General features: G+C 74.0%; 20 protein-coding genes. 14 read left to right on the forward strand and 6 right to left on the reverse strand.

Going from position 1 to position 21300, the window contains the following annotated elements:
* The first annotated feature begins 93 nt into the window (after nt 1-93).
* The 12 genes from alr to ABZ793_RS11185 all read left to right on the forward strand — a co-directional run bounded on the left by alr (nt 94) and on the right by ABZ793_RS11185 (nt 12425).
* Nucleotides 94-1212, forward strand: coding sequence for an alanine racemase (gene alr / locus ABZ793_RS11130; protein ID WP_357455339.1), 1119 nt, complete (start codon nt 94-96; stop codon nt 1210-1212).
* On the forward strand, nt 1209-2300 hold the full coding sequence (locus ABZ793_RS11135) for an alpha/beta hydrolase (protein WP_357455342.1): 1092 nt from the start codon (nt 1209-1211) through the stop codon (nt 2298-2300). The genes alr and ABZ793_RS11135 overlap by 4 nt, the downstream gene beginning before the upstream one ends.
* Nucleotides 2297-2779 (forward strand): tRNA (adenosine(37)-N6)-threonylcarbamoyltransferase complex ATPase subunit type 1 TsaE, encoded by a 483-nt coding sequence (tsaE, locus tag ABZ793_RS11140; RefSeq protein ID WP_357455345.1) that lies wholly within the window; start codon nt 2297-2299, stop codon nt 2777-2779. Before ABZ793_RS11135 ends, tsaE begins: the two co-directional genes overlap by 4 nt.
* 60 nt (nt 2780-2839) lie before the next feature.
* Nucleotides 2840-3541, forward strand: coding sequence for a uracil-DNA glycosylase (gene ung / locus ABZ793_RS11145; RefSeq protein WP_350704078.1), 702 nt, complete (start codon nt 2840-2842; stop codon nt 3539-3541).
* Between the two features lie 86 nt (nt 3542-3627).
* Entirely contained in the window at nt 3628-4479 is an 852-nt protein-coding gene (locus tag ABZ793_RS11150; protein ID WP_350704076.1) for a maleylpyruvate isomerase family mycothiol-dependent enzyme, read from the forward strand.
* A 46-nt stretch (nt 4480-4525) separates the two neighbouring features.
* Entirely contained in the window at nt 4526-5203 is a 678-nt protein-coding gene (gene tsaB / locus ABZ793_RS11155) for a tRNA (adenosine(37)-N6)-threonylcarbamoyltransferase complex dimerization subunit type 1 TsaB (RefSeq protein ID WP_357455348.1), read from the forward strand.
* Nucleotides 5200-5664, forward strand: a complete 465-nt coding sequence (gene rimI / locus ABZ793_RS11160) for a ribosomal protein S18-alanine N-acetyltransferase (protein WP_357455351.1) — start codon at nt 5200-5202, stop codon at nt 5662-5664. Before tsaB ends, rimI begins: the two co-directional genes overlap by 4 nt.
* On the forward strand, nt 5657-6703 hold the full coding sequence (gene tsaD / locus ABZ793_RS11165; RefSeq protein ID WP_357455354.1) for a tRNA (adenosine(37)-N6)-threonylcarbamoyltransferase complex transferase subunit TsaD: 1047 nt from the start codon (nt 5657-5659) through the stop codon (nt 6701-6703). The genes rimI and tsaD overlap by 8 nt, the downstream gene beginning before the upstream one ends.
* A gap of 18 nt (nt 6704-6721) precedes the next feature.
* Nucleotides 6722-6976, forward strand: a complete 255-nt coding sequence (locus tag ABZ793_RS11170) for a hypothetical protein (RefSeq protein WP_350704069.1) — start codon at nt 6722-6724, stop codon at nt 6974-6976.
* Between the two features lie 150 nt (nt 6977-7126).
* Nucleotides 7127-8827, forward strand: coding sequence for an ABC transporter ATP-binding protein (locus ABZ793_RS11175; RefSeq protein ID WP_357455358.1), 1701 nt, complete (start codon nt 7127-7129; stop codon nt 8825-8827).
* Entirely contained in the window at nt 8827-10605 is a 1779-nt protein-coding gene (locus tag ABZ793_RS11180; protein WP_357455361.1) for an ABC transporter ATP-binding protein, read from the forward strand. Before ABZ793_RS11175 ends, ABZ793_RS11180 begins: the two co-directional genes overlap by 1 nt.
* A gap of 242 nt (nt 10606-10847) precedes the next feature.
* Nucleotides 10848-12425 carry a Na+/H+ antiporter gene (locus ABZ793_RS11185; RefSeq protein WP_357455364.1) on the forward strand — a complete coding sequence of 526 codons (1578 nt, stop codon included), beginning with the start codon at nt 10848-10850 and terminating at the stop codon, nt 12423-12425.
* Between the two features lie 188 nt (nt 12426-12613).
* Here ABZ793_RS11185 and ABZ793_RS11190 read toward each other — a convergent pair whose 3' ends face one another.
* The 6 genes from ABZ793_RS11190 to ABZ793_RS11215 all read right to left on the reverse strand — a co-directional run bounded on the left by ABZ793_RS11190 (nt 12614) and on the right by ABZ793_RS11215 (nt 19012).
* Complete coding sequence (locus tag ABZ793_RS11190; protein ID WP_357455366.1) at nt 12614-13795, reverse strand: ROK family protein; 1182 nt, start codon at nt 13793-13795, stop codon at nt 12614-12616.
* 28 nt (nt 13796-13823) lie between these two features.
* Entirely contained in the window at nt 13824-15083 is a 1260-nt protein-coding gene (locus ABZ793_RS11195) for an ABC transporter permease (RefSeq protein WP_357455369.1), read from the reverse strand.
* Nucleotides 15080-15898 (reverse strand): ATP-binding cassette domain-containing protein, encoded by an 819-nt coding sequence (locus tag ABZ793_RS11200; RefSeq protein ID WP_357455372.1) that lies wholly within the window; start codon nt 15896-15898, stop codon nt 15080-15082. The genes ABZ793_RS11195 and ABZ793_RS11200 overlap by 4 nt, the downstream gene beginning before the upstream one ends.
* A gap of 107 nt (nt 15899-16005) precedes the next feature.
* Nucleotides 16006-17103 (reverse strand): substrate-binding domain-containing protein, encoded by a 1098-nt coding sequence (locus tag ABZ793_RS11205; RefSeq protein WP_357455375.1) that lies wholly within the window; start codon nt 17101-17103, stop codon nt 16006-16008.
* A gap of 194 nt (nt 17104-17297) precedes the next feature.
* Complete coding sequence (ybaK, locus tag ABZ793_RS11210; RefSeq protein WP_357455378.1) at nt 17298-17777, reverse strand: Cys-tRNA(Pro) deacylase; 480 nt, start codon at nt 17775-17777, stop codon at nt 17298-17300.
* Nucleotides 17778-17827: 50 nt separating this feature from the next.
* Nucleotides 17828-19012, reverse strand: a complete 1185-nt coding sequence (locus tag ABZ793_RS11215) for a methyltransferase domain-containing protein (protein ID WP_357455381.1) — start codon at nt 19010-19012, stop codon at nt 17828-17830.
* 249 nt (nt 19013-19261) lie between these two features.
* Between ABZ793_RS11215 and groES the strand changes: the two genes are divergently transcribed.
* Both groES and groL read left to right on the forward strand, forming a co-directional pair.
* Nucleotides 19262-19576 (forward strand): co-chaperone GroES, encoded by a 315-nt coding sequence (gene groES, locus ABZ793_RS11220; RefSeq protein ID WP_089012574.1) that lies wholly within the window; start codon nt 19262-19264, stop codon nt 19574-19576.
* Nucleotides 19577-19646: 70 nt separating this feature from the next.
* On the forward strand, nt 19647-21293 hold the full coding sequence (groL, locus tag ABZ793_RS11225; RefSeq protein WP_350704048.1) for a chaperonin GroEL: 1647 nt from the start codon (nt 19647-19649) through the stop codon (nt 21291-21293).
* The last annotated feature ends 7 nt before the right edge of the window (nt 21294-21300 follow it).

Raw genomic sequence — 21300 nt, forward strand, 5'->3', positions numbered from 1 at the left:
CAGCGGCTCCGCCGGCCTGGGCCGGGGAGAGCTGACCGCAGCGGCTCCGGCGGCCTGGGCCGGGGAGATCAGCGCGGAAAGTAGGCTGGGGGCATGTGGCAGGCCGAGGTGCGGGTGGATCTGGACGCGATCCGCGAGAACGTGAGCCGGCTGCGGGCCGGCACCGCCGCCGAGTTGATGGCGGTGGTCAAGGGCGACGGCTACGGCCACGGCATGGTCCCGGCGGCCCGCGCCGCGCTGGACGCCGGGGCGGACTGGCTGGGCGTCTGCACGCTGGACGAGGCGCTGACGCTGCGCCGGGCCGGGATCACCGTGCCGGTGCTGGCCTGGCTCCTCGCGCCCGGGCTGCCGCTGCACGAGGGGGTCGCCGCCGGGGTCGACCTCGGCGCCGCCAGCCTGCCCCAGCTCGACGAGATGGTCGAGGCGGGCCGCGCGGCCGGGCGACCGGCCCGGCTGCACCTCAAGATCGACACCGGGCTGTCCCGGGGCGGCGCGACCGTCGCCGACTGGCCGGCCCTGCTCGACGCCGCCGCCAAGGCGCAGGCCGACGGCCTGGTCGAGGTGGTCGGGGTGTGGAGCCACTTCGTCTACGCGGACTCGCCCGGCCACCCGACCATCGACCGCCAACTCGCCGTCTTCCACGAGGGCATCGGCATGGCCGAGCAGGCCGGCCTGCGGCCCCGCTACCGGCACCTGGCCAACTCCGCCGCCACGCTGACCCGACCGGACGCGCACTTCGACCTGGTCCGGCCCGGGCTCGCCGTCTACGGGCTCTCCCCGGTGACCGGCGAGAGCTACGGGCTGCGCCCGGCGATGACCGCCCGGGCCCGGGTGATGCTCGCCAAGCGCGTCCCCGCCGGCTCCGGCGTCTCGTACGGGCACACCTACACCACCGAGCGGGAGGCGAACCTGGCCGTGGTGCCGCTCGGCTACGCCGACGGGGTGCCCCGGCACACCTCCAACAGCGGGCCGGTGCAGCTCGGCGGCCGGCGGCGGCAAATCTCGGGCCGGGTCTGCATGGACCAGTTCGTGCTCGACTGCGGCGACGACCCGGTGGCCGCCGGCGACGTGGTCACGCTCTTCGGCAGCGGTGCCGGCGGCGAGCCCACGGCCGACGACTGGGCCGAGGCGGCCGGCACCATCAACTACGAGATCGTCACCCGGTTCGGCAGCAGCCGGGTGCCCCGCGTCTACGACGGCGAGCGCCCGTGACGTCCCGTTCCCGGATTCCGTTGCCCCGCTCCGGGCACGCCCGGGCCGCCGTGGGCGCGCTGGCCGCCGTCGGGGTCGCCGCCGCCGGGCTCGCGGCCGGCGTCGCCACCGAACGCGCCCTGGTCCGCAAGCTCAAGTCCGACCCCACCGACCGGTACGCCGACGAGGTCTTCGGCGAGCAGCGGTACGACGAGGCGTTCCGGCTGGAGATGCCCGACGGCACCGACATCCACGTCGAGGCGGTCGAGCCGACCCGGCCGACGCCCGGCAACCCGACCGTGGTGCTGGTGCACGGCTTCTGCCTGGACATGGGTACCTTCCACTTCCAGCGCAAGGTGCTCGCCGAGCGGGGCGAGCACCGGATCGTCGCGTACGACCAGCCGGGGCACGGCCGGTCCGGGCGGCTGGAGACGGGCGAGTACGACCTCACCGCGCTCGGCCGGACGCTGCGCGAGGTGATCGACCGCGTCGCCCCGGAGGGGCCGCTGGTGCTCGTCGGCCACTCGATGGGCGGCATGACGATCATGGCCTTCGCCGAGCTGTTCCCGGAGCTGTTCGGCGACCGGGTCGTCGGCACCGTGCTGATGGCCACCTCCGGCGGCCTGCTCGCCGAGACCAAACTGGTGGCGCCGGCCCTGCTCGGCCGGGTCGGCGCGCCCGTGCTCTACATGGTCGGCAACGTCACCCGCTACGGCGGCACGGTGATCGACCGCGCCCGCAAGTCCACCACCAACGTGGCCTGGCTGCTCACCCGCAGGTACGGCTTCGGCACCCGCCACCCCAGCCCGGCCCTGGTGTCGTACGTCGAGACGATGAACTCGCGCACGTCCGCCGACACGGTGACGCGCTACCTGCGGACGCTGGCGACGCACTCCCGCTTCCCGGCGCTCGCCGCGCTGGCGGACACCCCCGTGCTGGTGGTCGTCGGCGACAAGGACATGATCACCCCGGTGACCCACTCGGAGGAGATCGTCCGGCGGCTGCCGCACGCCGAGTTCGTCAAGATCTCCGACAGCGGGCACGTGGTGATGCTGGAGCACGCCGACGAGGTCAACGCGGCACTGACGCGCTTCCTGGAGGAGCTGTGACGCATGTCGTCGAGCTGCCGACGGTCGACGACACCCACGGGTTCGGGCGGCGGCTGGCCGGGCTGCTGCGCGCCGGCGACCTGCTGTTGCTGACCGGCCCGCTGGGCGCCGGCAAGACCGCGTTGACCCAGGGCATCGGGGCCGGGCTCGGGGTGCTCGGCGACATCACCTCGCCCACCTTCGTGATCGCCCGGGTGCACCGACCGGATCCGGCCCGGGGCGGCACGGTGGCGCTGGTGCACGCCGACGCGTACCGGCTGGGCGACGCCGCCGATCCGCGCGCCGAGATCGACGACCTCGACCTGGACGCCTCGGTGGACGAGTCGGTGACCGTGGTCGAGTGGGGCGAGGGCCTGGTCGAGCAGCTGGTGGAGGCGCACCTGCGGGTACGCGTCGACCGGCGCGACGACGACACCCGGGTGGTCGAGCTGGAGCCGGTCGGCGGCGACTGGGCGCAGCGCCTGGCCGCCCTCGGGTGAGCGCTGTCGTACCGTCTGCCTAGAGTGCGCGGGACGGATTCGACAGGCGAAAGGTTGCCGATGCCCGACGACGCCCCCACCCTGGACCTGCTGGCGCTGCTGCCGGAGGACTGGCGTGCCGTGCTCACCCCGCACCTCGACCCGGCCCGCACCGCCGAGCTGGCCGCGTTCGTCGCCGGGGAATACGCGACCCGCACCGTCTTCCCGCCGGTCGACGACCTCTTCTCGGCCTACCGGCTCTGCGCGCCGGCCGACTGCCGGGTGCTGATCCTCGGGCAGGACCCCTACCACAAGGCGGGGCAGGCGCACGGGCTCAGCTTCAGCGTGCGGGAGGGCGTGAGCGTGCCGCCGTCGCTGCGCAACGTCTTCAAGGAACTCGGCGAGGACGTCGGCGTGCCGAAGCCGCGCAGCGGCAACCTGAGCGGTTGGGCGGCGCAGGGCGTCCTGCTGCTCAACTCGGTGCTCACCGTCCGCGAGGCCACGCCCGGTTCGCACGCGAACCGCGGCTGGGAGGAGTTCACCGACGCCACCATCCGGGCGCTCGACGCGCTGGACTCCCGGGTGGTCTTCCTGCTCTGGGGCGGCTACGCGCGCAAGAAGGCCGCGCTGGTCACCAACCCCCAGCACGTGGTGCTGGAGGCCGGGCACCCCAGCCCGATGAACCCGCGCGGCTTCCTGGGCAGCCGGCCGTTCAGCGCGGCCAACAAGGCCCTCGCCGACGCGGGCCTGCCCACGGTCGACTGGGAGCGCTCGGCCGGCTGACGAAGTCCGCAAGCTGCGGGTCACCGGGCGGCGACTGTCCGCTGTAGCCTGTGCCTCCAGCGGTCGGCGAGCCGGGAGGCGGGCGGATGACGGCGACGGTCAGCGACGAACGGTGGCGGGTGGCGCGGACGGCGCTGGCGGAGCAGACAGACCGCTTCGTCGATCTGGTCCGCGCCGCCCCGCCGCAGGCCATGGCCACGGCCGACTGGTCGGTGGCGGACACGCTCGCCCACGTCGGCTCCATCGCGTGGTTGTACGTCTGCCTGGTGGATCCGGAACGCCCGCTCCCACCGGTGCCGGGCGTCGACACGCTGCTGTCCGGGACCACCGTCGACACGGTGGCGGACTTCAACGACGTGATGCTCGGCCACCTCACCGAGCGCGACCCGCAGCCCCTGCTCGACCGGTTGCAGGCCGACGTGAAGCAGTTCCTGGTCGCCTGCGAGGGGCGGCGCCCCGACGAGACGGTGCCGTGGCTCGCCGGGGCGCAGGTTCCCCTCGCCGGGCTCTGCGCCCACCTGGTCAACGAGGTGCTCATCCACGGCCACGACGTCGCCCGCGCCACCGGGCAGCCCTGGGAGATCCCCAGCCCGCACGCCGTGCTCTTCCTGGAGCTGTTCCTGGCCGGCGTCGTCCGACACGGCTATGGGCGGCTGATCGACGGCGGCTCGCCGCCGAGCGAGCGCCGCATCGTGGTCGAGTTCCGCTCGGCGTACGCGGCCCCGGTCCGGCTGCTGCTGCACCGGGGGGTGGTGTCGTTCGCCGAGCCGGACGCCCGGCCCGACGTGCGGATCGACCACGATCCCGCCACGCTCAGCCTGATGATGTTCGGCCGGATCAGCCGGGCCCGGGCGGTGCTCAGCGGCAAGGTGCGCATCAGCGGGCGGCGTCCCTGGCTGCTGCCGGCCTTCCAGCGCAAGTTCCGCACCCCGAGCTGACCCGCGTCGCCGGGGCCGCCGACCGGGGCGGCTAGGCTGGCTTACCGTGCTCGTACTGGTGGTGGACAGCTCGACGCCCGCGGTGACGGCGGCGCTGGTGGAGGTCACGGCGGACGGCGTCGCGACCCGGGCGTACCGCTGCACGGTCGACGCCCGCGCCCACGGCGAACTGCTCGCCCCGCAGGTCGACGCGGTGCTCGCCGACGTCGACGCCCGCCCGGCCGACCTGGGCGCGATCGTCGCCGGGCTCGGCCCCGGCCCGTTCACCGGGCTCCGGGTGGGTCTGGTCACCGCCGCCACCATGGGCCAGGTGCTGGGCGTGCCGACGTACGGCGTCTGCTCGCTGGACGCCGTCGGCCACCCGGCGGCCGCCGGCGAGCCGGTGCTGGCGGCGAGCGACGCGCGGCGCCGGGAGATCTACTGGGCGGTCTACGACGGCGCGGGCCAGCGGATCGTCGGGCCGGAGGTGTCGGCCCCGGCGGTCGCCGCCGAGCGCGCCCGCGGCCTGGCCGTCACGGTCGCGGTCGGCGACGGCGCGCACCGGTACGCGGACACCCTCGGCCTGCCCGTGCGGGCCGAGCCGCGCTACCCGGACGCCGGCGTGCTGGCGACCCTGGCCGCCGAGCGGATCCGGGCCGGCGCCCCCGGCGAGGCGCTCACCCCGCTCTACCTGCGCCGGCCGGACGCCGTGGCGGCGACGGCCCGCAAGCCGGTCCTGCCATGACCGGGGTGCGCCTCCAACGGTTCCGGTGGTGGCACATCGACGAGGTGCTGCCGATCGAGGCGGACCTGTTCGGCGCCGAGCAGTGGTCGGCGGCGATGTTCTGGAACGAGCTGGCCAACGGGCACTTCTACCTCGTCGCCACCGACGACGACGGCACCGTGCTGGGCTACGCCGGGCTCACCGCGGCCCCGCCCGACGAGGCGTGGGTGCAGAACATCGCGGTACGCCGGGACGCCCAGCGGCGCGGCGTCGGCCGGCTGCTGCTGGAGGCGCTGCTCGCCGAGGCGGCCCGGCTCGGGTCCCGCAGCACCCTGCTGGAGGTCGCGGCGGACAACGCCCCGGCCCAACTGCTCTACGCGGCGTACGGCTTCGAGCCGATCGGCGTGCGGCGCGGCTACTACCAACCGAGCAACACCGACGCGCTGGTCATGCAGCGCACCCGGGAGGCGGGCGATGACTGACGAACCCCTGGTCCTCGGCATCGAGACGTCCTGCGACGAGACCGGCGTCGGCATCGTACGGGGGCACACGCTGCTGGCCGACGCGCTCGCCTCCAGCGTCGAGCAGCACGCCCGGTTCGGCGGGGTGGTGCCCGAGGTGGCCAGCCGGGCGCACCTGGAGGCCATCGTGCCGACCATGGACCGGGCGCTGAAGGAGGCGGGGGTGACCCTCGCCGACATCGACGCGATCGCGGTCACCTCCGGCCCGGGGCTGGCCGGCGCGCTGCTGGTCGGGGTGGCCGCCGCCAAGGGCTACGCGCTCGCCGCCGAGAAGCCGGTCTACGGCGTCAACCACCTGGCCGCGCACGTCGCCGTGGACACCCTGGAGCACGGCCCGCTGCCCGAGCCGGCGATCGCCCTGCTGGTCTCCGGCGGGCACTCCTCCCTGCTCCTCGTCGACGACCTGGCCCGGGGCGTCACCCCGCTCGGCGCCACGATCGACGACGCGGCCGGCGAGGCGTTCGACAAGGTGGCCCGGCTGCTGGGCCTGCCGTTCCCCGGTGGGCCGTACATCGACCGGGAGGCCCGGGCCGGCGACCCGGCCGCCATCGGCTTCCCGCGCGGCCTGACCGCCGCCAAGGACCTCGCCGCCCACCGCTACGACTTCTCCTTCTCCGGACTGAAGACGGCGGTGGCCCGCTGGGTCGAGGCGCGGCAGCGGGCGGGCGAGCCGGTGCCGGTCGCCGACGTGGCCGCGTCCTTCCAGGAGGCGGTCTGCGACGTGCTGGTGCGCAAGGCGCTGGACGCCTGCCGGGCCAACGGTGTCGGGACGCTGGTGATCGGCGGCGGCGTGGCGGCCAACTCGCGGCTGCGGGCGATGGCCGAGCACCGCGCCGCCAAGGACGGCATCCGGGTCCGGGTGCCCCGACCGAAGCTCTGCACGGACAACGGCGCGATGGTCGCCGCCCTCGGCTCGCACCTGGTCGCCTCGGGTGTCGCGCCGAGCCGGCTGGACCTGCCCGCCGACTCGGCCATGCCGTTGACCACTGTCAGCGTGTGAACTTCAGGGACGGATGACGTGATCGTGCGGATGTGGGAGGCGCGGGCCGAGCCGTACGGCGTCGCCGACCTGATCACCTGGGTCTGCGACACGGCGCTGCCGGAGTTCGAGCACGACCCGATGCACCTGTCCAGCGAGGTGTTCTCCTCAACGGACCACCGGGTGGTGGTCATCTCCAAGTGGCGCAGCAATCCCCGCCCGCTGCCGGAGCCGCCGGCGATGCTGCTCGCCCGCCCGCCGCACTCGTGGGACTTCACCCAGGTCGACCGCTGACCGGCGTGCGTCGCCGTTCGACGTGGGTCGGGGCGTGCCGCCGTTCGACGTGGATCGGGGCGTGCCGCCGCCGTTCGGCGTGAGCCGGGGCACGTGGCAGCGGTAATTGGTTGGCGGTGCCGCCCATGGCCCGCCTAGCGTCGGTGGGCCATGCGTTTCTCACCGGCCGGCGACCCCGGCGCACCCGACACCCGCTCGGCGACCCGCTACCTGGTGTGGCTGGCCGGGCGGCACAAGGTGCTGTTCACCGTCGGCATCCTGCTCGGCGTCGTCTGGATGGTCGCCCAGGCGCTGGTGCCGGCGGCCGTCGGCCGGGCCGTCGACGGGCTCACCCGCGGGGACGAGGACGCGCTGCTCACCTGGGGGCTGGTGCTGCTGGGCCTGGGCGTGCTCCAGGCGGTCGCCGGGATCCTGCGGCACCGCTGCGCGGTGCACAACTTCCTCGCCGCGGCGTACCGGACGGTGCAGCTGACCGTGGGCGCGGCGAACCGGCTCGGCGCCGCGCTGCCGCGCCGGGTGGCCGCCGGCGAGGTGGTGAGCATCGGCACGGCCGACATCAACCAGATCGGCTCGGCGATCGACATCACCGCCCGGGGCACCGGCGCCGTCGTCGCGATCGTGACCGTCGGGGTGATCCTGCTCGGCGCCTCCCTGCCGCTCGGGCTGGTCGTGGTGCTCGGCGTACCGCTGCTGATGGCGGTGGTCGGGCTGCTCATCCGGCCCCTGCACCGGCAGCAGCAGGCATACCGGGACTCCGAGGGTGCGCTGACCACCCGGGCCGGCGACATCGTCTCCGGGCTGCGGGTGCTGCGTGGCGTCGGCGGCGAGCCGATGCTCTCCGCCCGCTACCGCGCGCGGTCCCAGGCGCTGCGCGCCGACGGTTTGCGGGTGGCCCGGGTCGAGTCGCTGCTGGAGGCGGCGCAGGTGCTGCTCCCCGGCGCGTTCCTGGTGCTGGTCACCTGGCTCGGCGCCCGGTTCGCGCTGCGTGGCGAGATCAGCGCCGGCCAGCTCGTGGCGTTCTACGGCTACACCGCGTTCCTGGTCAGCCCGCTGCGGCAGCTCACCGAGGCGGTGGACAAGCTGACCCGGGGGCACGTCGCCGCCCGGCGTGTGGTGCGGCTGCTGCGGCTCGACCCGGAGTTGGTGGACCCGCCCCGCCCGGCGGCGCTGCCGGACGGCCCCGGTGAGTTGGTCGACGTGGAGTCGGGCGTGACCCTGCGGCCCGGCCGGTTCACCGCGCTCGCCGCGACCGCGCCCGAGGACGCGGCGGCGATCGTTGACCGCCTCGGCCGGTACGTCGACTCGGACGCGACGCTGCACGGCGTACCGCTGCGGGCGCTGCCGCTGGCGACGGTGCGGGAGCGGATCCTGGTGGCCGACAACAACGCGCACCTGTTCACCGGCCCGCTGCGCGCGGAGCTGGACCCGCACGACCGGGCCGACGAGGCGGCGATCGCGGCGGCGCTGGCGGCGGCGAGCGCGACGGACATCGTGGAGGCCCTGCCCGACGGGCTGGCCAGCGCCGTGGCCGAGCGGGGGCGGGAGTTCTCCGGCGGCCAGCAGCAGCGGCTGCGGCTGGCCCGGGCGCTCGTCGCCGACCCGGAGACCCTGCTGCTGGTCGAGCCGACCAGCGCCGTGGACGCGCACACCGAGGCCCGCATCGCCGAGCGGCTCGGCGCGGCCCGGGCCGGCCGGACCACCCTGGTCTGCACCACCAGCCCGCTCGTGCTGAGCCGCGCCGACCATGTGATCTTCGTGGAGGACGGCAAGGTGGTGGCCGAGGGGACGCACACCGCACTGCTCGACGGCGAACCGCGCTACCGGGCGACGGTCAGCCGGGGGGAGGACTGATGGCCGCCGCACTGCCGGTCGCCGACGCGCGCCAGGTGCGCCGCTACGCCCGTACGCTGGTGCGCCGGCACCCGCGCGCGCTCGGCGTGGCGCTCGGCCTGCACGCCCTGGCCGCGGCGGCCGGCCTGGTCGCGCCGTGGCTGCTCGGCGACCTGGTCGAGGGGATCTCCCGGGGCACGACGGGCGTCACCGTCGACCGGATCGCGCTGCTGATCGCCGGCTTCGTGCTGGCGCAGTCGGTGCTGGTGCGGTTCGCCCACCTGGCGTCGGCGCGGCTGGGCGAGCGGGTGCTGGCCGAGCTGCGCGAGGAGTTCGTCGACCGGATCCTGGCGCTGCCGCTGGCCACCGTGGAGCGGGCCGGGACGGGCGACCTGCTCACCCGGACGTCCCGGGACGTCTCCGCGCTGTCCCGGACGGTCCGGTTCGCGGTGCCCGAGACGCTGATCGCGGTCGTCACCGGCTGCTTCATCGTCGGCGCGCTGCTCCTGGTCAACCCGCTGCTCGCGGTGCCCTGCCTGGTCGCGGTGCCGCTGCTGTGGGCCGGCACCCGGTGGTACCTGCGCCGCGCCCCGGACGGCTACCTGCGGGAGAACGCCGCCTACTCCGACATCACCGACGGGATCAGCGAGACCGTCGAGGGCTCGCGCACCACCGAGGCGTTGCGGCAGGAGGCGCGCCGCCGGGCCCGCACCGACGCCGACATCCGCCGGTCGTACGCGGCCGAGCGCTACACCCTGCGGCTGCGCACGGTGTTCTTCCCGGTCACCGAGATCGGCTACGTGGTGCCGGTGGTCGCCACGCTGATCATCGGCGGCTGGTTCCACCTGAAGGGTTGGGTGAGCCTCGGCGAGGTCACCGCCGCCACGCTCTACGTTCAGCAACTGATCGACCCGGTCGACCGGCTGCTCTCCTGGCTGGACGAGTTGCAGGTCGGCGGCGCCTCGCTGGCGCGCCTGCTCGGGGTGGCCGACGCCGACGCCCCGACCACGTCCCCGGCCCCGTCCGGGTCGCCGGCGCGGGCGGGCACCGACGTGCCGACGGGCGACCGGCGGCTCGCCGCCCGGGACGTCCGGTACGCGTACCGGACGGGGCGGGACGTGCTGCACGGGGTGACCCTGGTGCCGGAGCCGGGGGAGAAGCTGGCGATGGTCGGCCCCTCGGGCGCCGGAAAGTCCACCCTCGGCCGGCTGCTCGCCGGGGTGCACGCGCCCCGTTCCGGCTCGGTCACCGTGGCGGGGCGGCGGCTCGACGAGCTGCCCCTGGCCGAACTGCGGACGCACGTCGCGCTGGTCACCCAGGAGCACCACGTCTTCATCGGCACGCTGCGGGACAACGTGGCGATGGTCCGGCCGGGCGCCGACGAGCCGGCCGTCCGGTCGGCGCTGGCCGCCGTCGACGCGCTCGACTGGGCCGACGCGCTGCCGGACGGGCTCGACACGGTGGTCGGCGCCGGTGGGCACCCGCTGTCGCCCGCGCAGGCGCAGCAGTTGGCGCTGGCCCGGCTGGTGCTGGCCGACCCGCACACGCTGGTGCTGGACGAGGCCACCTCGCTGATCGACCCCCGGGCAGCCCGGCATCTGGAGCGCTCCCTCGCGGCCGTGCTCCAGGGCCGGACGGTGATCGCCATCGCGCACCGCCTCTTCTCGGCGCACGACGCCGACCGGGTCGCGGTGGTCGAGGACGGCCGGATCATCGAGATCGGCCCGCACGACGAGCTGGTCGCCGCGGGCGGTTCGTACGCGGCCCTCTGGCGCTCCTGGCACGGCACCCGCTCCTGACGCCGACCGCCCGCCGCCACCGGCCCTGACGTCGCGCCGTCCATTCCTGCTCCTGGCGTCGCGCCGCCCGTCACCTGCTCCTGGCGTCGCGCCGCCCGTCACCCGCTCCTGACGTCGCGCCGCCCGTCACCCGTTCGACGGTTCGGCGGTGCCGCTTCCGCGTGCCGTACCACGATGTTGCCAGTGGCAGGCGATCGCGCACCCGCCACTGCGGCGCGGCCGGCGGGTGACGGGGGAGCGACGTGGGCGGTCTCGAACTCATCGTGGTGCTGGGCGTCACGGTGCTGGTCGGCACCACCCTCGGCGGGCGGTACAGCGTGGCGCCCCCGGTCCTGCTCATCACGATGGGCGCGCTGTTGGCGCTCCTGCCGCCGCTGTCGCACGTGGTGCTGGAGCCCGAGGTGGTGCTGCTGCTGTTCCTGCCGGCGATCCTCTACCGGGAGAGCATCACCACCAGCCTGCGCGAGATCCGCACCAACCTGCTGGCGATCACGCTGCTGGCGGTGGGGCTGGTGGTGGCGACGATGGTCGCCGTGTCGCTCGTCGCGCAGCGGCTCGGCATCGACCCGGCCGCGGCCTGGGTGCTCGGCGCGGTGCTCGCGCCGACCGACGCTGCGGCGGTCTCCGGCCTGGCCAAACGGATGCCGCGCCGGATCCTCACCACCCTGCACGCGGAGAGCCTGATCAACGACGGCACCGCGCTGGTGCTCTTCACCGTCGCGGTGGGCCTGATCGTCGGGGGCACCGAACCGAGCGCGCTCGGGCTGGCCGAGCGGTTCGTCGGCGCGTCGGCCGGGGGCATCGTCGCCGGCCTGCTGGTCGGCTGGGCGGTGATCGTGGTCCGGCGACGCCTCGACGATCCGCTGCGCGAGGGCGCGCTGAGCGTCCTCACGCCGTTCGTCGCGTTCCTCCTCGCCGAACTCGTCCACGCCAGCGGGGTGCTGGCCGTGGTGGTCGCGGGCCTCGTGCTCTCCTACGCGGCTCCCCGGGTCGTCCGGGCCCGGTCCCGGGTGCTGGCGTACGCCTTCTGGGACCTCGCCACGTTCCTGATCAACGGGGGGCTCTTCGTGCTCCTCGGGATGCAGATCCCGCGCGCGCTGCGCGGCCTCACCAGCCTGTCGACGGCGCGGGCGCTGGCCATCGCGGTCGCGGTGACCTGCGTCGTCGTGGCGACGCGGATGCTCTGGATCCACCTGGCGGCGTTCGGCTTCCGGGCCGCCAACCGCCGCCCGTCGCTGCAGGGCGAGCAGGTCGACTGGCGGGTGCGTACGGCGGCCGGGTGGGCGGGGTTCCGGGGCGCGGTGTCCCTCGCGGCGGCCCTCGCGGTGCCGGTGACGACCCCCACCGGCACGCCCGTCCACGGGCGTGACCTGATCATCTTCACGACCGCCGTCGTCATCCTGATGACGATGCTGATCCAGGGCACCACGCTGCCGGCCGTCGTCGGGTGGGCGGGCCTGGTCGGCGACACCCGGCGCGTCGACGAACTGCGCCTGGCCCGGACGCGGGCCACCGAGGCCGCCCTGGCGGCGCTGCCCGAGGTCGCCGACCGGCTCGGCGCCGGGCCGGACGCGGTCGACCGGATCAGGGCCGACTACGAGCAGCACCTCGACGACGTCCGCTCCGCCGACCGGGGCCGGTCGGCGGAGCAGGCCCGGGACCTCGACCGGCGGCTGCGGCTCGCCGTACTGGAACACAAGCGCCGCGAGATCACCAGGTTGCGGGACACGAACCAGATCGACGACATCGTGCTCCGGGACGTGCAGGCCGTCCTCGACATCGAGGAGATCCGGCTGCTGGGACCGGAGCCGAACGAGTAGCCCGCGACGTCGCCCGCCCCGCCGCGGAACCCGCCTGCCCGGTACGGCCCGGCGCCGACCGTGCGGCCCGGCGGGCGGGTCAGGCGCGGCGGAGCACGCCTGCGCGGGAACGAGGTCGCGGCCGGTCACGTCGTCCTCGGCGGCTTTCTTCGCCCGCACGTCGGCCGCCGCACGGCCGCCCGTCGTCCTCAGCCGACGTCGAGCGGGTCGGCGAGCAGCCGCTCGAAGGCCAGCTCGGCGGCGCCGATCAGCGCCGCGTCGTCGCCCAGCTTCGGGGTGCGTAGCCGGACGTGCTCCAGGCAGGCCGGCAGGGCGATCGAGTTGAGCCGGCTGCGTACCTGGGCGGCGGCGGCGAGGTAGAGGTCCCGCATCGTGCCGCCGAAGATGACCATCTCCGGGTTGAAGATGTTCACCAGGTTGGCCACCCCGAAGCCGAGCCAGTCGCCGGCCTGGCGGACGGCGGTCTGCGCCCGGGCGTCGCCGCGGTCGGCGGCCTCGAAGACGGCCAGCAGCGCGTCTCGGCCCCGCGCGTCGCTGCGGCCGGCGGCGCGCAGCAGCGCGTGCTCGCCGATCTGGGTCTCCCAGCAGCCGCGGGAGCCGCATTCGCAGGGCGCGCCGTCGGGGACGACCACCATGTGCCCGACCTCGCCGCCGTAGCCGCCGTGCCCGGTGAGCCGGCGGCCGCCGGCGATGATGCCGGCGCCCACGCCCACGTCCCCGTACAGGTAGATGACGTTGTCGCAGCCGGCCGCCGTGCCGCGCGCGTGCTCGGCGAACGCCGCCACGTCGGCCACGTTGCCGACCGTGACCGGGACCTCGCAGCCCAGTTCGGCGGCGAGCGCCGCGCCGAGCGGCTCGTCCACCCAGCCGGTGGTCGGTCCCAGCCGGACCAGCCCGTCGTCGCGGCGGACCATGCCGCAGACCGCGACGCCCGCGCCGACGCAGACCGCGTCGGCCGGCACGGTCTGCTGCATCTCCTTGACCGCCCCGGCCAGCAGCGGCGCGGCCTCCGCGGCGGTCAGCCCCCGGGGGCGTTCCTGCTCCCGGCGGTCGAGCACCGCGCCGCCGAGGCCGACGCGCGCCGCCCGCAGCCGGTCCACCTCGATGCTGTACGCGTACGCGTGCACCCGCTCCGACTCGGGCCGGACGACCAGCGACGGCCGTCCGGCCCGGCCGGTCTCCTTCGGCGTCCCCTCGCTGACCAGCCCGGCGCCGGCCAGGTCGGCGGTCAGCGCGCCGATGGTGCTGCGGTTGAGCCCCAGCGCGCTGGTCAGTTCCGCACGGGTGGTCGCCCCGTGGATGTGCACGTACCGCAGCAACGCGCCCAGGTTCTGCCGGCGGATCTCGTCCTGGCTCGGTCCTGCGCGCATTGCTGTCGTCACTTCCGTGGTGCGGTGGTCAGCGGGTGCCGGTGGCCGTGGAGCGGCGACGCGACAGTGCGTCGACGCCCGCGGCGAGCAGCAGCACCAGCCCGGTGAACACGTACTTCAGGCCCGAGCTGAGGTTGAGCAGGCCCATGCCGTTGATGATGACCGCCACCACCGCGCCCCCGAGCACGGCGTTGATCATCCGCCCCTTGCCGCCGAAGAGGCTGGTGCCGCCGATGACCGCCGCCCCGACCGCGTACAGCAGCACATTACTGCCACCGGTGTTCGGGTCCACCGACCTGTCACGGCTGGCGGCGATGATGCCGCCCACGGCCGCCATGGTCGAGCAGATCACGAACGCGGAGATCCGGATCCGGTCCACGTTGATGCCGGCCCGACGGGCGGCCTCCCGGTTGCCGCCGACGGCGTACAGGTGCCGGCCGTACGCGGTGCGGGTCAGCACGAACGTCCAGCCGACCAGGAGCACGGCGAGGATCGGCACCACGATCGGCATGCCCCGGTTGGAGCTGATCAGCGGGTTGATGCTGCGCTCCTGGTTGAGCACGTACACCGCGAGGCCGAGGACGACCGCGAGCGCCGCGATCCGGGCGGACACCACGGCGAGCGGTTCGGCGACCAGGCCACGGGCGACGCGGTTGCGGTGCCGCAGCAGTTGCGCGGCGGCGTAGCCGGCGACCGCGACGGCGAAGAGCACCCACCCGATCAGCGGCGGCACCCAGCGGTTCTCGATCGCGATGATCGTCTCGTCGCGGATGGTGATGTTGCTGCCCTCCTCCATGAGGAGGAGCACCACGCCCTGGAACGCCAGGAAGCCGGCGAGCGTGACCACGAAGGACGGGATCCCCACCTTGGCGACCAGGATGCCGAGGGTGAGGCCGATGACCATGCCGGTCGCGAGCGCGGCGGCCACCGCGACGTACCAGGGATGGCCCAGCACCGTCGCCACGTTGGCGAGGATCGTCGCGCAGACGCCGCTGGCGAAGCCGGCGGAGAGGTCGATCTCGCCGAGCAACAGGACGAAGATCAGGCCCATCGCGATCGCGGTGACCGCCGCGCCCTGCGTGAACAGGTTGGCGAAGTTCGCCGCGGAGAAGAAGACCGGGCGGACGATCGCGAACACCGTGCAGAGGACGACCAGGCCGATGACGGCCGGCAGCGAGCCGAGGTCGCCCCCGCGTACGCGGGCCAGGTAGTTGCGGACGTGGCCGCCGACGGTGGGCGCCGGGGCGACGGCCGCCGGCCCTTCCTTGCGTACTGCGGTGGTGGTCATCGGAGGGCCTCCGGGTTGCTGGCGACGGGCTGCCCGCCGTTGTCGGTCTGCCCGTTGCCCCCGCCGAGGCCGACCGCGCCGGACCGGCCGGCGGTGATCAGCTCGACCACCTGGGCGTGGGTGATGTCGGTGGTCCTCACCTGGGCGACCATCTGGCCGAGGTAGAGCGCGGCGATCCGGTCGGAGACGGCGAAGACGTCGTTCATGTTGTGCGAGATGAGCACCACGGCCAGTCCGTTGTCGGCGAGCCGGCGCACCAGTTCGAGCACCTGCGCGGTCTGCGCGACGCCGAGCGCGGCGGTCGGCTCGTCCAGGATGACCAGCCTGCTGTTCCACAGCACCGCCTTGGCGATCGCCACGGTCTGGCGCTGGCCGCCGGAGAGGCTGGAGACGTGCTGCCGGAGCGACTTGACGGTCCGCACGCTCAGCCCGGCCAGGGTCTCGGCGGCCATCTGCTCCATGGTCGGCTCGTCGAGCACGATGCCACTGCGCTTCTCCCGGCCGAGGAACATGTTCTGCACGATGTCGAGGTTGTCGCAGAGCGCGAGGTCCTGGTAGACGACCTCGATGCCGAGCGAGGCCGAGTCGCGCGGGCTGTTGATGGTCACCGGGCGGCCGTCGAAGAGGAACTCGCCGGCGTCGGTGGGATGGATGCCGCTGATGCACTTGACCAGGGTCGACTTGCCGGCACCGTTGTCGCCGACCAGCGCGGTCACCTCGCCCGCGTGGGCGGAGAAGGCGACGTGGCGCAGGACCTGGACGGGACCGAAGCTCTTGTCGATCCCGCGTAGCTCCAGCAGGGGGATTGCGGACACGGGGGTCTCCTTCGGGCGGCGGGGGAGGTCGGATCCCGTCCGGCGTGCGCGCCGCCCGGCACGGGGAGGTCCGTGCCGGGCGGCGCCGCCTGGAGCGGGTACGGGGGTCAGCTGATGCCGGCGTCGGCGCAGAGCTTGGCGTACGCCCTGGCGCAGACCTCGTCCTTGGTCACGAAGCCGTCGGCGATGACGTCCTTGACGTTCTCCTTGTAGATCGCCTTCGGGGTGAGCAGCACGGCGGCGACGTCCTTGCCGCTCTCCGGGTCCTTGACGGTCTGACCGGTCTCCTTCCGCTCGCCCATGGCCAGCGCGATGGCCAGGTCGGAGGCGGCCTTGGCCTCTTCGCGGATCGCCTTGTAGACGGTCATGCACTGGTCGCCGGCGAGGATGTTCTGCAGGCCCTGCGGGGTCGCGTCCTGGCCGGTCACCGGCACCTTGCCGTTGAGCTTGTTCTTCTTGAGCACCGAGATGGCCGCGTTGCCGAGGCCGTCGTTGGCGGCGAGGACGCCGTCGATCCTGCCCTGGGTCGAGGTGAGCATCTGCTCGAAGATCACGCCGGCCTGCGCGTTGTCCCAGTCCGGAACCGCCTGGTCCGGGCCCTTGGTGTACTCCTTCGAGTCGAACTTCGGCTTGAGCACCGAGTCGTACCCGTTCTTGAACAGGGTGGCGTTGTTGTCGGTCGGGGAGCCGTTGAGGTACGCCACGACCGGGTTCTTCGCGCCCTTGTCGGTCAGGCACTTGCTCAGGCCCTCACCCTGGAGCTTGCCGACGGCCTCGTTGTCGAAGCTGACGTAGTACTCGGCGCCGCCGCCGAGGGTGAGCCGGTCGTAGTCGATGGTCGCCACGCCCTGGGACTTGGCCCGCTCCAGCACCGCCTTTCCGGTGCCCGAGTCCAGGTTGACGATCATCAGCGCGGTCGCCCCGTTGGTGATCATCTGGTCGGCGATCGTGGAGAACTGGGACTTGTCGCCCTGGGCGTTCTGGATGTCGTACTGGACACCGGCCGCCTTGAACGCCTCCTCCAGGAACTTGCGGTCCGCGCCCTCCCAGCGGGCGGAGGACTTGCTGTCCGGGAGGATCACGCCGATCTTCGGGGCCCGGGTGCCGCCGGCCTGGTCGCCGCCGCCGGTCTCGTCGCCGCAGGCGGTCACGCCGCCGGTGGCGAGCAGGCCCACGGCGGCGAGGGTGAGGAAGCCCTTGCGCATGTGCAGGGTCCTTTCGGGGGTGGGGGATGATGCTGGTTTGTTGTGCCCGGCAACGTATTCCGCGTCACACTGCGGGCACAAGAGTGCCGAGGTGGCAAGTTTGTTGTCGGCAGTAACAATTCAGCAACGTCTCTATCGCCCGGCCGTCGCCCCGCGCGGGAGCGCTCTCCCGCCGGCTCGGGGAGCGGCGCAGCTCAGCGGGCGGACAGCGGGGCCGTGGCCGCCCCGGTGAGGGCGACCAGGTCCTGCGGGGCGAGCTGGAGCTGCAGGCCGCGCCGGCCCGCCGAGACGTAGACGGTGGGATGGTCGAGCGCCGACGAGTCGAGCACCGTGGGCAGCCGCCGGCGCTGACCGAGCGGGCTGATCCCGCCGCGCACGTAGCCGGTGGCCCGTTCGGCCACCGCCCGATCGGCCATGGCGGCCCGCTTGCCGCCGACCGCCGCGGCGAGCGCCTTGAGGTCCAGCTCGCCGGTGACCGGCACGACCGCCACGGTCAGCGCGCCGTCGACCTCGGCGACCAGCGACTTGAACACCCGCTCCGGCGGCACCCCCAGCGCCGCCGCGACCAGCGCGCCGTAGTTCGGCGCGTCGGGGGAGACGTCGTACGGATGCGTGCTGTGGGCGATCTTCCGCTTCGTCAGCAGCGCGGTCGCCGGAGTGCCCTGTCCCGCCATGACCGTCAAGCTAACCCGGCTCCGGGTGACCCGCGAGCCGATAAGGCCGGCTACCCGACCGGCCGGCAGACCAGCGCCGTCGGCGCCCCGGCGACCCGGGTCAGCACCAGGCTGGCCGCCTCGTCGCCGGCCAGCCGCAGGTCCCGCCGCAACTTCTCCGGCTCCAGCGCGGAGCCGCGCTTGAGGATCTCCACCCGCCCGACCCGGCGGTCCCGCAGCAGCGCCCGCAGCCGCTTGAGCGAGAACGGCAGCACGTCGGTGACCTCCAGGCAGCGGCCGAACGGGGTCGCCGCCGGGGCGTCCGCGTAGAGGTAGGCGATGCTCGGGTCGGCCAGCGTCGCGTCGAGGGCGCCGGCCAGCTCCGCGACCAGGTGCGCGCGGACCACCGCCGGGTCCGGGTCGTACAGGAAGCGGCGGACCGGCCCGACCGGCGCCTCGGCGTCGCCGGAGCCGGTCAGCGCGTGCGCGGCGGCACCGCGCAGCAGGGTGGCCCGGCGGGGGACCTCGGCGAGCCGGCCGCACCACAGCGCCGCCTCGACCAGGTCGCCGTCCGCGCTCACCCACTCCGCCTCGGCGCCCGCGGGGATCAGCGCGTGGTCGATCCCGGGCGCCACCTTCACCACCGTGTACGGCACCCGCGCGGCCAGGCCGACGACGAAGTCCCAGGGCGGGGAGTAGGCGTTCGGGTCGAAGACCCGTCGCCCGGTGCCCGCCTTCCGCCGCGCCGGGTCGCAGAACACCCCGTCGACCCGGCTGACGTCGAACGCCGTGGCGTCGCCGCACTCCACCGTGAACAGCTCGGCCAGCCCGGCCGCCTCCGCGTTGGCGGCGGCCATCGCGGCGGTCACCGGGTCGGCCTCCACCCCGTACACGCGGATGCCGGCCCGCGCGGCGGCGAGCGCGTCCGCGCCGAGGCCGCACCCGAGGTCGGCCAGGGTGCGTACGCCGGCGGCGCGCAGCCGGCGCGCGCGCCGCGCCGCGACGGCGCCGCGGGTGGCCTGCTCCAGCCCGGCCCGGGTCAGGAACATCCCCGCCGCCGCCGGCCCGAACTTGCCGACCGCCCGGCGGCGCAGCTCGGCCTGGGTGAGCGCGGCCGCCGCCAGCGCGGGCGGCATCCCGGCGGAACGGAGCGCGGCCGCCGCGGCCAGCGGGTCGCCGCCGGCCACCCGCGCGGCCGCGTCGAGCGCGGCCGACCCCTCGGGCGTACGCAGGGCGGCGAGCTGGTCGAGGTCCACGCGGTCATTCTGGCCGCCCGGCCCGACGCGCCGGCCGGCGGGTTGGCACTCTCCTTGACGGAGTGCTAGCCGAGGAATAACCTGCGATTAGCACTCTCACCCCGAGGGTGCCAGCTTCCGGGCCGTCAGGCCTGGGCGCTGAACGCCAGGCGGACCGGCACCCGCGACGACGGCCCCGCCCGGTGGCATGTGGCAGATTGACGCTGGTCGGCTCGCCGGCCGGTAACGAAACCAGTACCCCAGGAGGGTATGCCCGTGACTACCGCGACCAAGGTTGCGATCAAGCCGCTCGAGGACCGGATCCTGGTCCAGGCGAACGAGGCTGAGACCACCACGGCGTCGGGCATCGTGATCCCCGACACCGCCAAGGAGAAGCCGCAGGAGGGCACCGTCCTCGCTGTCGGCCCGGGCCGCGTCGACGACAAGGGCAACCGGATCCCGGTTGACGTCAAGGTCGGCGACACCGTCATCTACTCGAAGTACGGCGGCACCGAGGTCAAGTACGCCGGCGAGGAGTACCTGGTGCTCTCCGCCCGCGACGTCCTCGCGGTCATCGAGAAGTAAGCAACCGATCAGTGTCGTTGCCCCGGTCCGGCTCGCCGGGCCGGGGCAACGTCGCTTCGAAGGGACATTCATGGCGAAGATCCTGAGCTTCTCGGACGACGCCCGGCACCTGCTCGAGCACGGTGTCAACGCCCTCGCGGACGCGGTCAAGGTGACCCTCGGCCCGCGCGGGCGCAACGTCGTCCTGGACAAGAAATTCGGTGCGCCCACGATCACCAACGACGGCGTGACCATCGCCAAGGAGATCGAGCTCACCAACCCGTACGAGAACCTCGGCGCGCAGCTGGTCAAGGAGGTGGCGACCAAGACCAACGACGTCGCCGGCGACGGGACCACCACCGCCACCGTGCTGGCCCAGGCGATGGTCCGCGAGGGCCTGCGCAACGTGGCGGCCGGAGCCAACCCGACCGGCCTCAAGCGGGGCATCGACGCGGCGGCCGCCAAGGTCTCCGAGGCGCTGCTCGGCCGCGCGGTCGAGGTCGCCGACAAGAAGTCGATCGCGCACGTCGCGACCATCTCCGCGCAGGACGCCACCATCGGCGAGCTGATCGCCGAGGCGATGGAGAGGGTCGGCCGCGACGGTGTCATCACCGTCGAGGAGGGCTCCGCGCTCACCACCGAGCTGGACGTCACCGAGGGCCTCCAGTTCGACAAGGGCTTCATCTCGCCGAACTTCGTCACCGACGTGGAGGGGCAGGAGTCGGTCCTGGAGGACCCGTACATCCTGATCACCACCCAGAAGATCTCGGCGATCGAGGAGCTGCTGCCGCTGCTGGAGAAGGTCCTCCAGAACAGCAAGCCGCTGCTGATCATCGCCGAGGACGTCGAGGGCCAGGCGCTGTCCACCCTGGTGGTCAACTCGATCCGCAAGACCCTCAAGGTCTGCGCGGTCAAGGCCCCGGGCTTCGGCGACCGCCGCAAGGCGATGCTTCAGGACATGGCGATCCTCACCGGCGCCGAGCTGGTCGCCCCGGAACTGGGCTACAAGCTCGACCAGGTGGGCCTGGAGGTGCTCGGCAGCGCCCGGCGCGTGGTGGTCGACAAGGAGAACACCACGATCGTCGACGGCGGCGGCCAGGCGAGCGAGGTCGCGGACCGGGTGGCCCAGATCCGCAAGGAGATCGAGGCCTCCGACTCCGACTGGGACCGGGAGAAGCTCGCCGAGCGGCTGGCCAAGCTGTCCGGCGGCATCGCGGTCATCAAGGTCGGTGCCGCGACCGAGGTCGAGATGAAGGAGCGCAAGCACCGCATCGAGGACGCGATCGCCGCGACCAAGGCCGCGGTCGAGGAGGGTACCGTCCCGGGCGGCGGCGCCGCCCTGGCGCAGATCCTGCCGGCGCTGGACGACGACCTCGGCTTCACCGGTGACGAGAAGGTCGGCGTCTCGATCGTGCGCAAGGCGCTGGTCGAGCCGCTGCGCTGGATCGCCCAGAACGCCGGCCACGACGGCTACGTCGTGGTGCAGAAGGTCGTCGGCAAGGAGTGGGGCCACGGCCTCGACGCCGCCAGCGGCGAGTACGTCGACCTGGCGAAGTCCGGCATCCTCGACCCGGTGAAGGTGACCCGCAACGCGGTCAGCAACGCCGCGTCGATCGCCGGGCTGCTGCTCACCACGGAGAGCCTCGTGGTGGAGAAGCCGGAGAAGGCCGAGCCGGCCGCCGCCGGTGGGCACGGCCACGGCCACGGTCACGGCCACCAGCACGGCCCGGGCTTCTGACCCTCGC

It is taken from the genome of Micromonospora sp. NPDC047465, from assembly GCF_040643125.1.
GTDB lineage: Bacteria > Actinomycetota > Actinomycetes > Mycobacteriales > Micromonosporaceae > Micromonospora.